Source organism: Pseudomonas sp. ICMP 10191 (assembly GCF_001467335.1).
Taxonomy (GTDB): domain Bacteria; phylum Pseudomonadota; class Gammaproteobacteria; order Pseudomonadales; family Pseudomonadaceae; genus Aquipseudomonas; species Aquipseudomonas cerasi.
In genome coordinates this window covers 268,420-283,457 of sequence record NZ_LKGW01000124.1, presented here as the reverse complement: position 1 = coordinate 283,457, position 15,038 = coordinate 268,420, and the positions used below count along the sequence as shown (strand labels likewise).

14 protein-coding genes and 1 pseudogene are annotated in these 15,038 nt (G+C 60.0%); 7 read left to right on the top strand and 8 right to left on the bottom strand.

From position 1 onward, the window contains the following. Nucleotides 1-69: 69 nt before the first annotated feature. The 6 genes and pseudogenes from AO388_RS19680 to AO388_RS19655 all read left to right on the top strand — a co-directional run. A pseudogene (locus tag AO388_RS19680) lies at nt 70-2,460 on the top strand (monovalent cation/H+ antiporter subunit A); the annotation flags it as partial. Further along, a complete protein-coding gene (locus AO388_RS19675) occupies nt 2,460-2,804 on the top strand; it encodes a Na+/H+ antiporter subunit C (RefSeq protein WP_002554068.1) in 345 nt (114 codons plus the stop codon). The pseudogene AO388_RS19680 and the gene AO388_RS19675, both read left to right, overlap by 1 nt. Then, the gene (locus AO388_RS19670; protein WP_058416961.1) at nt 2,801-4,486 is read left to right on the top strand and encodes a monovalent cation/H+ antiporter subunit D; all 1,686 of its coding nucleotides are present in this window, start codon (nt 2,801-2,803) and stop codon (nt 4,484-4,486) included. The genes AO388_RS19675 and AO388_RS19670 overlap by 4 nt, the downstream gene beginning before the upstream one ends. Beyond that, the gene (locus AO388_RS19665; protein WP_003370544.1) at nt 4,483-4,971 is read left to right on the top strand and encodes a Na+/H+ antiporter subunit E; all 489 of its coding nucleotides are present in this window, start codon (nt 4,483-4,485) and stop codon (nt 4,969-4,971) included. Before AO388_RS19670 ends, AO388_RS19665 begins: the two co-directional genes overlap by 4 nt. Then, nucleotides 4,968-5,246, top strand: coding sequence for a K+/H+ antiporter subunit F (locus tag AO388_RS19660; RefSeq protein WP_002554071.1), 279 nt, complete (start codon nt 4,968-4,970; stop codon nt 5,244-5,246). The genes AO388_RS19665 and AO388_RS19660 overlap by 4 nt, the downstream gene beginning before the upstream one ends. Continuing rightward, the gene (locus AO388_RS19655; RefSeq protein ID WP_003370543.1) at nt 5,243-5,623 is read left to right on the top strand and encodes a Na+/H+ antiporter subunit G; all 381 of its coding nucleotides are present in this window, start codon (nt 5,243-5,245) and stop codon (nt 5,621-5,623) included. The genes AO388_RS19660 and AO388_RS19655 overlap by 4 nt, the downstream gene beginning before the upstream one ends. Nucleotides 5,624-5,641: 18 nt before the next feature. Here the strand turns inward: AO388_RS19655 and AO388_RS19650 are convergent, their stop codons facing one another. After that, the gene (locus AO388_RS19650; protein WP_003370542.1) at nt 5,642-6,109 is read right to left on the bottom strand and encodes a hypothetical protein; all 468 of its coding nucleotides are present in this window, start codon (nt 6,107-6,109) and stop codon (nt 5,642-5,644) included. 442 nt (nt 6,110-6,551) lie between these two features. Between AO388_RS19650 and AO388_RS19645 the strand changes: the two genes are divergently transcribed. Further along, on the top strand, nt 6,552-6,791 hold the full coding sequence (locus tag AO388_RS19645) for a DUF2789 domain-containing protein (protein ID WP_003315766.1): 240 nt from the start codon (nt 6,552-6,554) through the stop codon (nt 6,789-6,791). A gap of 19 nt (nt 6,792-6,810) precedes the next feature. On the opposite strand, the gene AO388_RS19640 is transcribed toward AO388_RS19645, so the two are convergent. From AO388_RS19640 to AO388_RS29395, 7 genes are all read right to left on the bottom strand, one after another. Beyond that, complete coding sequence (locus AO388_RS19640) at nt 6,811-8,295, bottom strand: phospholipase effector Tle1 domain-containing protein (protein ID WP_054081628.1); 1,485 nt, start codon at nt 8,293-8,295, stop codon at nt 6,811-6,813. Between the two features lie 270 nt (nt 8,296-8,565). Beyond that, nucleotides 8,566-10,170: a methyl-accepting chemotaxis protein gene (locus tag AO388_RS19635; RefSeq protein ID WP_032609937.1), complete on the bottom strand. Its 1,605-nt coding sequence runs from the start codon at nt 10,168-10,170 to the stop codon at nt 8,566-8,568. Between the two features lie 192 nt (nt 10,171-10,362). Beyond that, nucleotides 10,363-10,767, bottom strand: coding sequence for a TraR/DksA family transcriptional regulator (locus AO388_RS19630; RefSeq protein WP_002554078.1), 405 nt, complete (start codon nt 10,765-10,767; stop codon nt 10,363-10,365). Nucleotides 10,768-11,069: 302 nt separating this feature from the next. Then, nucleotides 11,070-12,095, bottom strand: coding sequence for an ABC transporter permease (locus AO388_RS19625; protein WP_003370536.1), 1,026 nt, complete (start codon nt 12,093-12,095; stop codon nt 11,070-11,072). A 46-nt stretch (nt 12,096-12,141) separates the two neighbouring features. Further along, the gene (locus tag AO388_RS19620; RefSeq protein WP_003370535.1) at nt 12,142-13,719 is read right to left on the bottom strand and encodes a sugar ABC transporter ATP-binding protein; all 1,578 of its coding nucleotides are present in this window, start codon (nt 13,717-13,719) and stop codon (nt 12,142-12,144) included. A gap of 69 nt (nt 13,720-13,788) precedes the next feature. Continuing rightward, complete coding sequence (locus AO388_RS19615) at nt 13,789-14,724, bottom strand: sugar ABC transporter substrate-binding protein (protein ID WP_058416960.1); 936 nt, start codon at nt 14,722-14,724, stop codon at nt 13,789-13,791. A gap of 44 nt (nt 14,725-14,768) precedes the next feature. After that, nucleotides 14,769-14,939 (bottom strand): hypothetical protein, encoded by a 171-nt coding sequence (locus AO388_RS29395; RefSeq protein ID WP_003370533.1) that lies wholly within the window; start codon nt 14,937-14,939, stop codon nt 14,769-14,771. Nucleotides 14,940-15,038 lie beyond the last annotated feature (99 nt).

Sequence of the window (15,038 nt, the reverse complement as noted above, 5' to 3'; positions counted from 1 at the left end):
GTCATCAATGATACTGAACCCCGCGGATCTAGGGGGGCAATGTGTCAAACTATATTTCGGGCAGCCACCGGCATGATGATCCTCGGCCATGTGGCCGGCAGTTACGACCTGGACCGTGTCCTGGCCTCCGGCGACGCGATTCGTGCGCATGCCCTGTACCCGGTGTTACTGACCCTGATTCTGATCGGCGCGCTAACCAAAAGCGCCCAGTTCCCGTTCCATTTCTGGCTGCCGCACGCGATGGCCGCGCCCACGCCGGTGTCGGCGTATCTGCACTCGGCGACCATGGTCAAGGCCGGGGTCTTCCTCCTGGCGCGTATGTGGCCGGCGCTGTCCGGCACCGAGCAATGGTTCTGGATCGTCAGTGGCGCGGGGGCCTGCACACTGATTCTCGGCGCCTACGCCGCCATCTTCCAGAATGATCTCAAGGGTCTGCTGGCCTACTCGACCATCAGCCATCTGGGCCTGATCACCCTGCTGCTCGGCCTCAACAGCCCGCTGGCTGCGGTGGCTGCGGTGTTCCATATTCTCAACCACGCGACCTTCAAGGCGTCGCTGTTCATGGCCGCCGGTATCATCGACCACGAGAGCGGAACCCGCGATATCCGGCGTCTCAGCGGCCTGGTAAGGCTGCTGCCCTACACCGCGACACTGGCGATGGTCGCCAGCGCGTCGATGGCCGGCGTACCGCTGCTCAACGGCTTCCTGTCCAAGGAAATGTTCTTTGCCGAAACCGTGTTCATTTCCGCCACTGCCTGGGTCGAGATCGCCTTGCCGGTGATCGCGACCATTGCCGGGATCTTCAGCGTTGCCTATTCGCTGCGCTTCACGGTCGATGTGTTTTTCGGTCCGGCGGCCAAGGATCTGCCGCACATGCCGCACGAACCGCCGCGCTGGATGCGTGCACCGGTCGAACTGCTGGTCCTGACGTGTCTGGTGGTGGGGATTTTCCCGGCGCAATCGGTCGCCCCCCTGCTCGCCGCCGCTGCGCGTCCGGTAGTCGGTGGAACATTGCCCGAATACAGCCTGGCGATCTGGCACGGCTGGAACCTGCCAATGGTCATGAGCCTGGTGGCGATGGCCGGCGGTATCATTCTGTATCTGTTGCTGCGCAAGCCGCTCAAGCACGAGCGCATCACCGCCCCGCCACTGGTGGGACGCCTCAACGGCAAGCGCTTTTTCGAGCGCAGTCAGGTTGTGATGATGCACTGGGCGCGCCGTTTCGAACGCAAGGTCAGCACTCGCCGCCTGCAGCCACAACTGTTTCTGCTGGTGCTCGCGGCGGTACTGGGCGGTTTCATTCCGATGTATTTCAGCGGCCTGACCTGGGGCGACCGACCGAAGATTCCGGGCTCCGGGGTGTTTGTCACGCTATGGCTCATCGCGATTGCCTGCGCCATAGGCGCGGCATGGCAGGGTAAATATCACCGTCTGGCAGCACTGGTGATGGTCAGCGTGTGCGGTCTGATGACCTGCATCACCTTCGTCTGGTTCTCGGCGCCTGATCTGGCACTGACGCAACTGGTCGTGGAGGTGGTGACCACGGTGCTGATCCTGCTCGGTCTGCGCTGGCTGCCGCGACGCAACGAAGATGTCGCTCCGCTCAGCGCACGCCTGCGTGCCCGCACCCGGCGCATACGCGACTTCGGCCTGGCGGTGCTCGTGGGGTTGGGCATGGCGATACTCTCCTACGCCATGCTGACCCGCCAGACGCCCAACGCCATCTCGTCCTTCTACCTGAGTCGCGCGTTGCCCCAGGGCGGCGGCACCAATGTGGTCAACGTGATGCTGGTGGATTTTCGCGGCTTCGATACGTTTGGCGAGATCACCGTGCTGGCGGCGGTCGCCATGACAGTGTTCGCCCTGTTGCGACGCTTCCGCCCACCGAAGGAAAGCATTCTGCTGCCCGCCCAGCAGCGCCTGCTGGCCCGTGACGTGGTGACGGATCTGGTCAACCCGCGCAGCGCCAGCGATACCGCGCTCGGTTTCATGATGGTGCCGGCAGCACTGGTTCGATTGCTGCTGCCGATTGCCTTCATTATTTCGATGTACCTGTTCGTCCGCGGTCACAATCAGCCTGGCGGCGGGTTTGTTGCCGGGCTGGTGATGTCGGTGGCGTTCATCCTGCAATACATGGTGGCAGGCACCCAGTGGGTCGAGGCGCAAATGAGCCTGCGACCGTTACGCTGGATGGGCACAGGCCTGCTGTGCGCGGTTCTGACCGGCGCAGGCTCGATGGCGCTGGGTTACCCGTTCATGACCACCCACACCGCCCATGTCGATCTGCCGATCCTGGGTGATATTCACATTGCCAGCGCGCTGTTCTTCGATGTCGGCGTGTACGCCGTGGTGGTCGGCTCGACGCTGTTGATTCTCACCGCACTGGCGCACCAGTCGGTGCGTAGCCATCGGCCGACGCAGTTGCCCAAGCCTGTCGCCAACCCGCAAGGAATCCTCTGATGGAAGAAGTCATTGCAATCGCCATCGGCGTGCTGGCCGCCTCCGGCGTCTGGCTGATCCTCAGGCCACGTACCTTTCAGGTGGTCATGGGGCTGTGCCTGCTGTCGTACGGGGTCAACCTGTTCATCTTCAGTATGGGCAGCCTGTTCATCGGCAGAGAGCCGATCATCAAGGACGGTATTCCTCAGGACCTGCTCAATTACACCGACCCGTTGCCACAGGCACTGGTGCTCACCGCGATTGTCATCAGCTTCGCCATGACCGCGCTGTTTCTGGTGGTCTTGCTCGCCTCCAGAGGCCTGACCGGCACCGACCATGTAGATGGCCGGGAGCCCAAGGCATGAGCGGGATGAACCAACTGATCATCGCGCCCATCCTGCTGCCGCTGCTGACCGCCGGGCTGATGCTCTGGCTGGGCGAAAAGCACCGGCCTCTCAAGGGCCGTATCAATCTGTTTTCCAGCATCTTCGGGCTGGGTATTTCCGTGGTGCTGTTCCTCTGGGTACAACACAGCGGCGGCAGCGGCTCGATCGGTGTCTATCTGCCGGGCAACTGGGGCGTGCCGTTCGGCATCGTACTGGTGGTGGACCACCTGTCAGCAATGATGCTGGTGCTGACCGGGATTGTCGGTGTCTGCGCCCTGCTGTTCGCGCTGGCTCGCTGGGACAGGGCCGGTGCCAGTTTCCATGCGCTGTTCCAGATCCAGCTCATGGGGCTGTACGGTGCGTTCCTGACTGCTGATCTGTTCAACCTGTTCGTATTTTTCGAAGTACTGCTCGCAGCGTCATACGGCCTGATGCTGCACGGCTCCGGCCGAGCACGAGTATCGACGGGCCTGCATTACATTTCGATCAACCTGCTGGCTTCGTCGCTGTTTCTGATCGGTGCTGCGTTGATTTACGGGGTGACCGGCACGCTGAACTTCGCCGATCTGGCCATCAAGATCCCGCAGGTGGCGGAGTCCGATCTGGGCCTGCTGCATGCGGGTGCTGCGATTCTGGCCACGGCGTTCCTGGCCAAGGCCGGCATGTGGCCGCTTAACTTCTGGCTGGTCCCTGCTTACTCGGCAGCCAGCGCGCCGGTGGCGGCGATGTTTGCGATCATGACCAAAGTGGGGATCTACACCCTGCTGCGCCTGTGGACGCTGCTGTTTTCCGGCCAGGCCGGTGCATCGGCATTCTTCGGCGGCGACTGGCTGATCTATGGCGGCATGGCGACGATTTTCACTGCAGCCATCGCCATCATCGCCGCCCAGCGTCTGGAACGCCTCGCCAGCCTGAGCATACTGGTGTCAGCGGGCATTCTGCTGTCTGCCGTGGGTTTCGCCCAGCCAAGCCTGACCTCGGGTGCGCTGTTCTATATGGTCAGTTCGACGCTGGCGTTAAGTGCCATGTTTCTCCTGGGCGAGCTGATCGAACGCTCCCGCTCGGCCAACGAGATCCCTCTGGAATACGATGTGGATCAATTGCCTCGTACCCTGGAGTCTCTGCATCCGCCGCCCGGCACCAACCTGGACGACGAACAGAAGGTCGTGGTCGGTCAGGTCATTCCCATGACCATGGCCTTTCTGGGCCTGAGTTTTATCGTCTGCGCCTTGCTGATCATCGGCATGCCGCCGCTCTCCGGGTTCATCGGCAAGCTGACATTGCTCAGCGCCCTGATGAACCCGCTAGGGCTGGACGTCGCGCAGGACGAATCGCTTTCGACCCAGGCCTGGATGCTGATCGGCCTGCTGATCTTTTCCGGGCTGGCGTCGCTTATCGCTTTCTCGAGGCTCGGCACGCAACGTTTCTGGACGCCACACGAGCGCCCTTCGCCGATGCTGCGCCGCAACGAATGCCTGCCGATCATCATCCTTCTGGGTCTGTGCATCGCGCTGACCTTCAAGGCCGAGCCCTTGCTGCGCTATACCCAGGACACCGCCGCAGCGCTGCATGAGCCCAAACAGTATGTGCAGTCAGTGCTCGCCACACGCCCGATACCCGGCCCCACCAGTCGGGAAGTCGATCCGGAGGGGCAACCATGAAGCGCCTGTTTCCCGCCCCGCTCCTCTCGTTGGCACTCTGGCTGCTGTGGCTGGTATTGAACCTGTCGATCAGCCCCGGTCACTTGCTGCTGGGCGCGGTGCTGGGGTTTCTCGCCCCCGTATTGATGGCCCCGCTGCGCCCGCTGCCGGTACGTATTCGCAAACCAGGTACGATCCTGAAGTTCTTATGGCGGGTGGGACGAGACGTGGTGATCTCCAATGTGCAGGTCGGCCTGAGCGTCTGGCGGCTCGAAAGCCGTCCGCCACGCTCGGCCTTCGTACGCATTCCACTGGACCTGCACGACGCCCACGGCCTGGCCGCGCTGGCGATGGTCACCACGGTAGTACCCGGAACGGTGTGGTCGGAGCTGGCACTGGATCGCAGCGTGCTGCTGATGCATGTCTTCGATCTGGAGGACGAAGCGCAATTCATCGAGCACTTCAAAACCACCTATGAGCGACCGTTGATGGAGATCTTTCAATGAGTGCACTGCTCGACAACGCCATCCTGATCAGCCTGCTGATCTTCGCTCTGGCGATGGTGATCACCCTGCTGCGCCTGCTCAAGGGGCCTTCGGCGCAGGACCGGGTGCTGGCGCTGGATTATCTGTACATCATTGCCATGCTGATGATGCTGGTGCTTGGCATTCGCTACGCCAGTGACACGTATTTCGAAGCGGCCATGCTGATTGCCCTGTTCGGCTTCGTGGGCTCGTTCGCTCTGGCCAAGTTCCTGCTGCGCGGAGAAGTGATCGAATGACCGGACTGCCGAATACAGTGCCCTTCTGGGTGGAAATACTGACCGCCGGGCTGCTGATCGCCAGCAGCCTGTTCGCCTTGACCGGTGCTCTGGGATTGCTGCGCCTCAAGGACTTTTTCCAGCGCATGCACCCGCCCGCCCTGGCATCGACGCTGGGCGCCTGGTGCGTTGCGCTGGCGTCGATCATCTACTTCTCGGCGCTGAAGTCGGAACCGGTGATCCACGCCTGGCTGATCCCGGTATTGCTGGCGATCACGGTACCGGTGACCACCCTGCTGCTGGCGCGCACGGCGCTGTTCCGCAAGCGCATGGCCGGTGACGACGTGCCCGCGGAAGTCAGCAGCGGTGCCGGCAACGGAGAATCGACAGGCGGCTGAACCGACGCCTGGCCAGTGTTACTCGCTGGCCTTGAAGGTCAGCTCGCCCTTGCGCCATTTGGCGGCCTTGCCGACCGCGCCTTTGAGAAGCTTGCTCATGCCGATCTGCAGTTGCTCTTGCGCAGCGAAGACCATGAATACGGTCTGACCTTCCTTGAACACGATACCGTGACCTTCGGGGACGTCGACGAAGGCATATTCGCCCAGCCCGTACACGGTGGTCTTGATTTCACGGAATTTCAATTCTAGCTTGCCGCCCTCGCGACTGGGCAGAACAGAAGCGCGGAAATGGTCGCCCACCTTGAGCTCAAGGCGAGGTTTATCGTCGACTACCAGTGCGGTTTCGGTGTCGATTTCAGCGATATAGATGCCTTCGGCTGATTGTTCGGTGATGTAGACAAAACGGGATTGGAACTGCTTGACCAACTGTGCACGGAGGTCGCCGAGCACGAACAAGGCATGGGTATCCAGATTACTTACAGCCAAAGTACAAACCCTCAAACATGAAATGAGGCTGCCTGATGTCAGGGCAGTCGAGAAAGTGATTCGTCCATAGACCGCTTCATGTGGCCGGAGATTTTCCGGCATGCTGCACGCAGAAGCGCAGACAGCGCCGCCGCAAACCTTGTGCAGGCGGGTGGCGGATTCTACCGGCTCATGGCAGCTACGGGATATATACCTTTTGTACACAGCAGTGTCGCAGCAGCGCTGATGCCCTGAAAATTGCAGTCAGCCCGGGCACGGCGCAAAGGCTGGACGGGTTCCAGCCTGCGTTGGGTGCATCCTGCGATAGCAGAAACATATCATTTATAGCCGTCGCAGAAAAAGCCATCTTTTCTCCACAGCCAAATGCATCGAACTCTTGCCTGTGCCCACCACTCCCATAAGAACTGATGAATACGGGGATATCCCCCGGCGAGGAGATGACATGGAACAGACTACAACTACCATCAACGACCTGTTCGCCCAATTGGCGCTGGATTCCGATGATGAAAGCATCGAAAAGTTTATCGCCAGCCATCCTCTGCCCGACGACGTCAAACTGATCGACGCAGAATTCTGGACGCCGCGTCAGTCTGACTTTCTCAAGGAACAGCTGCACGAAGATGCCGAATGGGCGATGGTGGTCGACGAGCTGAACGTGCGTCTTCACAAAAAGCCCGAGTGAACCACTCGGGCGTTGAGGCCTATTGCGGATAACCGGGCTGGCCGATATTGGGATGCAATATCCGGCCGCCTGGCTGGGGTGCGTGGACGAAAACAGCGTCGCCTAACGTACCTACTCTGCCGACCACTGCATTCCAGTGCGCGGACTGATGGATGTAGCGCCAGCGCAGTAATGCCTCTTCATGACTGTCCAGCAGGTAAGGCCCGCCTCGCGCATAGTCGATCAACCGGGTAGAGATGTTCTCGAGTTCGGGAGGCAGCTGGAATTCAGGTGTCAGTGGCACCGGATTGAAAGGCACGCCCTCATCACACGCCAGTGTGTGCATGACCAGCAACGATACCCTCGACAGGTGGCCAAACACCTGGCGGCTCATGCCTACCGCAGCAACGACCGTACTCATGCCATTCAAGCTTTTCCTGCACGGATAGCACTTGCTCTCGCATGCCTGGACCCTCAGCCAGGCCTGGCTGTCGAGCGGGTCGATCCAGTGATCGCGGTTCATCCGGTTTAACTCAGCCTGTGCCTCCTTCCAGCTCGGTGCCGCCTCGCAGGAACTGTCACGGCTGACCACGCTGCTACGGGGGCGCGTTAGCAGTACGCTTTCTTCCATCTGTGGAGGATAACCCCCACCGATATCGGAATGTGCACCGGGCAGAACGATTTCTCTGGGCCACACGGGCAGGACGCTGTTCAACGCAAAGTTGCGCCGTGACTCATCGCGAGCCACCAGATGCAACACCTGCTGCGCACACCCCGGAGGCAGGTACAGATTGACCCTCCTGTTGCTCGCATCGCGGGTATTGCCCATGTCCTTGAAGCTGCCTATGGCCGCCACGGTGTCGAACAGACCGATAACCTTGAGCCGTACGCTGCCGTTGCTCCAGCTGAAACTGTCGCTCAACCTGACCTTGCGGCTTTCGAGTATCGGCTCGAGCATGCCCGAACGCTGCTTGAGGATTTCATTGACCAGATGCCTGGCCGACGCTGCACCTCGGCTGAAGCCGAACACGTCCAGTTCCAGCGCATCCAGCACACAATCGGGGTTGTCGCGGGGGAACGCCTTCAATACCGATTCCAGCTTTTTGAATGCGTTTTCCACCTTGGATATCACGCCGGTGGCCCCGCGGCCAAAACTCTGCCCCGGCCATACCGAATCACGGCCACCGGAAGTAGTGCCGGCGCCACTTATATAGATCGGGTAATACACCTTCAGGCCTTCACCGTCATTTTCGGCAACAGGTTGCAGGCGGTAGATATCGACCAGTCTGGCTATATTGCTCGGATCATTACTGTAACTACTGCCAGGCTGAACATGACGACCCGCACACGCTTTAATGTGCTGCCCCGCATTGATCTCCATCAATGCCTGGCAGTCGGCACCGATCTGACTGTTGACCCGGTTATTTCCCGTCCCATCGAAAAAAATGCCTACCCGCGCCGTGACGCGGCGTGTCACCACATCTGAAAGGGCTGCTGACTGTTGGAAACTCCATTTATCGCTCATAACTTTTCCGTCCCTAGAGGCAAGCCAGGAAAAGGCCGCACTTAAATCAAAACGTAAATAACGTTGATTTAAACAGCTTGCTTAAAGACAGTGAGCAGTCAAGCCATGTTGCGCCTTTTCAGACCTTTCCTACGACTTCTATAGTCATGACTTTATTACTTATAAATAAAACCCTACACACACGCACTGATAACTTTCTGATGCACTCTTTCAATGAAAACCAACTAACAGGCCAGCCCCGTTGCCAACCCGAATGATCGGTTACGCGTATCAACGGCCTTGCGGCCTGTACCCCAGGCGCAGACCACCCCAGTGTCGTCCGTTGACCATGATCGGCACGGACAGGTCGTGCATCAGTTCGCCGGTGTCTCGCGTGTAGGTTTGCAGCAGGACCGGCTGTTGGTGGCTGCCACAGCGAATGCCGGTACGGTCATCGAACTTGCGCTTGCTTCGATTACGCGCGTTATCCACCGTCGCATCACCCGTCAAAGGCTGGCTGAAGGCGTTGTTGTGCGTCGGCACATAGCCCTGTTGCGTACAGGCGATGGCAAATACCAGACCTTCATGGCGCGACAGCAGCGGTTCCTGCAGTGCGGGCAATACCTGATCGGTGTAACGGTCGAAACGCGTTGTAAAGCGGGTGGGCGAAGTATTGGCAACGGGTTTGTAATTGCGATCGAACAGGTCATCAAGGCTGACCCGCCCCTGTTCGATATCGGCCTCGAACTTTTCGCTGATCATGCGTGCGCCTTCACGAGCCAGGTCGTAAATGCGCTGGTGGTATTCATCCAGACCGACCTGCGCCAGGCGCTGGCTGATGGTCTCGGCCTGCCCCTCCATCTGCACTGCGGCCTTGGCCAGTTGCCGGGTCTGCTCATCGCTGACGGCAAGATCACTGCGCATATGCTCGACAGCGTCGAACAGGCTTGCCAATTGATCCTGATTGCTCCTCGCGCCCTGCGCGATTTCGCCGACCTGGCTTTCCAGCTCGACCGCAAGCCGGGCGATATTGCCCAGGTGCTCGCCGGTCAGCTCGACCTGCTCGACACCCACGTCCAGATCGGCCGACAGCTCGCGAATTTGCTCCACGACTTGTGCGGTGCGCTGCTGGATATCCGCCACCATCTGCCCGACCTCGCCCGTGGCACTGGCAGTGCGGCCGGCCAGACCACGGACTTCGTCGGCAACCACCGCGAAACCGCGTCCGTGCTCGCCAGCCCGCGCCGCTTCGATGGCGGCGTTGAGCGCCAGCAGGTTGGTCTGGCTGGCAATCGACTGAATGACCAGCGTCACACGCTGGATCTCTTCGCTGCGCTGGCTGAGTGCCTCGATCAGCTCACGGCTGCCGACGGCACGCTTGCTCAGGTGGTGCATGCGCTCGATGGACTCATTCAGCACGCTGCTACCCGATTCGCTGCGCTGCCGCGCCTCGCTGGCAGCAACCAATGCCTGCTGGCTCAACTGGGCCGTCTGTTGCTCGGTGGCGATCATCTGCTCGGCACTGCTGACGATCTGTTCGGCAGCCCCCAGTTGCGATTGCACCTTGCCAGCCAGCCGACCAACGGAAAAGGCCACTTGGGCCGCGGACAGCGCGTTATGACTGGTGGTGCGCGACAGGTCGCGAGTCAGCAAGGCGATATCGCTGTCGCCCACCGCGCTGCCTGGCAATACTTGCCTGCTACGCACCAGGCGCGGCAACCAAACCACCAGCAGCGCCAGGGGAACGACGACATACAGCGACAGACCTGCAACGCTCATGGCGGCGAACAGCAGGCACAGGACCACGCTTTGCACCGCCGGCACCCACCACCTCGATGCAGCGTCGGGCGTATCGGCCAGCGGTAATCCGGCGGCCATGGATAGGTTCTCGGCCATGCTGCGTCACCCCGTCTGTCATTGTCGTTATGACGCTATTAAACGCCAGATAACGGCCTTGTGCCATGCGCTGTTGGTCGTAGCGACCGAGCGATGGCGATCAACGCGTTTTCAACAAATCCCGGGCACAACAAAACCGGGAGGCAATTGCTTGCCTCCCGGTCTGGTCACTCAGTCGCTGTTGCCTGCGTATCAGGCCTGGCGCTGGTGCTTGTCGATCTGCTCGTGGCGCTCTTGCGCTTCGATGCAATACTTGGTGGTCGGGCTGATCAGCAGGCGCTTGAGGCCGATTGGCTCGCCGCTGTCGTCGCACCAGCCGAAGGTGTCGTCGGCAATACGCGAAAGGGCCATTTCCAACTGTGGCAGCATGCGCTGGTCGCGATCGATCACGTTGACCAGCCAGTGACGCTCTTCTTCGACCGAAGCGGCGTCAGCCGGGTCGGCAGGCGTGTCCAGGCTCTCGATCGCAATGCGGCTCTGCTCGATACGCTCATGGATCTCGACCTTCATGCCCTGCAACAGCTCGACGAAGAAAGCGTGCTGCTCGGCGTTCATGTAGTCATCGGCCGGCATGGCCAGCAACTTTTCCTTTGTCATTTATTTCTCTATAAAAAAACGTGCATTGAGGAGCGGCCTGACGTTGCCGTTCAAACCAATAATCTCCAAGCGCCACCTGGCACTCAATTTACGAGGGGCGGCAGTCTAAGGCCGGCTAGCGGGCTCGGCAACACAATTGAAGGATTTTTGTACAGCGAATACCGTAAAACCCTTGAAATGCGGGCGAAAGACCTGACCAGCAGGTTGCTTGATGAGGCTCTGACCCACTGACAGCGAATCGGTTCCTGCAAACTCCAACGCACAAAAGGGCCTTGAAAGGCCCTTTGCTGCAGGTGATTGAATCAGCGCTTGGTCTTGCGCTTGTTGCGATATTGATCGATTACCACGGCCACGACAATGATCAAGCCTTTGATAATGTCCTGAACATAGGCGTCCACACCGACAAAGGTGAAACCGCTGGCCATCACGCCGAGGATCAGCGCACCGATCACCGTACCGGTGATCCGCCCGACCCCTCCGGAAAGGCTGGTGCCACCGATGACCGCAGCGGCAATCGCGTCCAGCTCGTAGGACATGCCCATCCCGGCCTGCCCGGTTGCCGCCCGCGCCGAGGCAACCACACCCGCCAGCCCGGCCAGCAGTCCGGCGATGCTGTAGACAATCACCAGATGGCGCTTGACGTTGATGCCCGAAGTACGTGCCGCCTGCATGTTGCCGCCAATGGCGTAGGTGTATTTGCCGTACTTGGTGTAACGCAGGGCAATATGAAAGATGACCGCCACCACCAGAAAGATGATCACCGGCATCGCGCCCTGGCCGATGGCCGTGTACGAGTCGGAGAGCATGCTCACCGGCTGACCTTCGGTATAGAAGCGTGCCAGACCGCGCGCAGAGACCATCATGCCCAGCGTGGCAATGAACGGCGGAATGCCGGTTATGGCAATGATGCTGCCATTGATGGCGCCCGCCAGCAGCCCGACCCCGAGACCGACAACGACCGGAATCCACACCGGCAGGTCGGTCAGCGACGGGAACACCGCCCGGGAGAAGTCGGAGGTTTGTGCCAGGCTCGCGGCAATCATCGCTGAAAGTGCAAGTACCGAGCCCGACGAGAGATCGATGCCTGTAGTGATGATCACCTGAGTCACGCCAATGGCCAGCAAGCCGATGATCGACACCTGCAGGATCATCAGTACCAGACGCTGGGAATTGAGCAGGAAGCTCTGATCACGGACGATCCAGCCGAACAGTTCAAAGATCAGGCCGATGCCGATCAGCACCAGAAAGATGCTCAGTTCGGTGGGCAGCCGCCGTTTGCTTCGGGTCGGCGTCATGGCCGGTTTATTTTGCAGAATCGCGTCGCTCATGTTCGTTTCCTCTTGTTCTTCTTCTACCGAGCCCTGTAGTGCGAACTCAATGAACCTTGTGGCCGGAGGCCAGATGCATGACTTTTTCCTGGGTCGCTTCGCCACGATCGAGGATGCCCATCATTTCGCCTTCGTGCATGACCATGACCCGGTCACTCATGCCAAGCACTTCCGGCAGCTCCGAGGAAATCATGATGACCGCCATGCCTTCACTGGCCAGCAGGGAGATCAGGCGGTAGATTTCCACCTTGGCCCCCACGTCGATACCGCGTGTGGGTTCATCCAGAATCAGCACCCTGGGGTTGGTCATCAGCCAGCGCGCGAGCAGTGCCTTCTGTTGGTTACCACCGGATAATGTGTCGATGCACTGCTCCAGCGACGGCGTCTTGACCCGAAGCTTTTTGCACATGTCTTCGCACAGTGCGCGCAAGGCTTTCTGTTGCACGAAACCGTTACCGGCATAGTTGGCCAGCACAGCCATCTCCATGTTTTCCATCACTGACAGGCATGGAAACAGGCCGGTCAATTTGCGATCCTCCGTGAGCAGCGCAAAACCCAGTTCAATCGCCTGATGCGGATCGCCGATGTGCACCGTCTTGCCATCGAAGCGCACCTCGCCGCTGTCGCTGGGGGTTATGCCGAACAGGGTCTCGGCGACATTGGTGCGCCCGGACCCCATCAGACCGGCAATGCCAAGCACCTCCCCGGCACGCAGGTCGAAGCTCACGTCCTTGAAAATGCCGTTCAGGCTCAGTTGATTGACGGACAGCAGTACGTCGCCTGCCGGTTTTTCCCGCTCGGGGAACAGCTGGGTCAGTTCACGGCCCACCATCATGGTGATCAGGCTGTCACCGTCCATGCTTTCGGCGCGCTGCAGGCCGATATAGGCGCCGTCGCGGAACACCGCCACTTCGTCGGCGATTTCGAAGACTTCGTTCATCTTGTGGGTGATGTAAATGATGCCTTTGCCCTGGGCACGCAGGTCGCTGATGATCGAGAACAGGTGAGCGACTTCGGTTTCGGTGATCGCCGAGGTCGGTTCGTCCATGATCAGCACGTCCGAGTCGTATGACACGGCCTTGGCGATCTCCACCATCTGCCGCTCGGCAATGCTCAGCGTGCCGACCAGCTCCTCGGGATCGAGCTTGATGCGCAGACGCTCCAGCAGTTCGGCAGTGCAGCGGTGCATCTCGCGGTGATCGACCATGTGCAGGCCGTTGAGCTGTTCGCGACCGATCCAGATGTTCTCGGCAATGCTCATGAACGGCATCAGGTTCAGTTCCTGATGGATCATGGCGATACCCGCCTGCAACGCTGACAGAGGCGTATCGAAGCGGACCGGCTTGCCACGCAGGCGGATTTCGCCCGAGTCCGGCTGATAGATGCCCGCAATGATTTTCATCAGGGTCGATTTTCCGGCTCCGTTCTCGCCCATCAGCGCCAGCACGCTGCCAGGGCGAACGCGCAATTGCACATCATTGAGCGCAATGACGCCGGGGAAGCCCTTGCTGACATGGCTGATTTCCAGCAGATACGGGGCCTGGGCATCAGGCGCCCCTCCGCCCCCGTCGCCGGACGGCAGATCGCGTTGCGCGGGCGGATTGGCAGTAGCAGAACCGAACATGATCACAACTCCTCAAGCGGCAGGCTGCGGGAGCGCATTGGCATGCCCTCCCAGGCCTGGCGATCGTTGTTATTTGAAGGTGGCGACGTTTTCAGGGGTGATCAGGCGATAAGGAATGATGATCGCCTGGGGCTCGACCTTCTCCTTCCTGGCCAGTTTCACCGCAGCATCGATCGCCCCGTCGGCCTGTCCTTTCGCGTCCTGATAGACCGATACGGCCAGATCGCCCTTGGTCACGGCGTTGAGCCCGTCCGGTGTACCGTCGACACCGGCAACGAAAACGCTGCCTTTATCCACGCCTGCCTGCTTCAGCGCCATCGCCGCGCCAATGGCCATTTCATCGTTGTTGGCCAGCACCGCGTTGAATTTTCGGCCCTGGGTAAGCCAGTCGTTGGTCAGGTCCATGCCCTTCTGGCGCAGCCAGGTGCCGGTCTGCTCCTGGTCTATCTTGATGTCCGGGTACTTGGCCAACACCTCTTTGACGCCCTTGGTGCGGTTTTGCGTGGAGTTGTTGGCCAGGTCACCCAGAAGAATCATGACGCGGCCCTTGCCCTTCATTTTGTCGGCGATGTATTGCGCCTGAAGTCGGCCGGCCTCCATGTCATCCGACGTCACTGTGGCGACGCCCGCAGGCAGTTTCGGATCGTCGGGGCGGCGGTTGACGTAGACCAGCGGGATACCGGCGGCGACCGCTTCCTTGGTGATCCGCGCAGTAGCGGCAGTGTCGACCGGATTGACGATCAGGGCGTCGACTTTCTTGTTGATCAGGTCCTTGACCTGATCGAGCTGCTTGTTGACGTCCGCGCGGGCATCGACGAACTGCAGGTCCACTTTCTCGGTCGTGGACATGACTTTGGCCTTGGCATTCATGTCGTCACGCAGGTAGGTCAGCCAGGTGTCATCGAACTGCGACATGGCCACACCAATCTTGATATCGGCCAAAGCTGCACCGCTGCCCACCATCAGCGCCATCGCCAATGAGGTCAAAGCAATCTTGGTCTTCATGAGGATCTGTCTCCAAATTATTGTTGTTGTTCGGATGCCGCGAATCAGCGTGACAGGCGGATCCCGGTGGCACCGGGAATGCAGAACAGTTGCGCATCCTTGTGGCGCACGCACAGGCTCAGGGCGACGACGGTGAGAAATCGCTCCAGGGTCCGGATCCAGAATGACGAGGTGGCAGAACGCTTGGCGGTGACGCCAGAGGTAGGGGTTTTCATCGACAGTACCTATCTTTTGTTTTGTTTTTGTCGGGCTTGCTTCTCGTGCTTTGAAAAACCTTCAAAACGCGAGGGATTCGATAGTCGGCAACCTGAAAA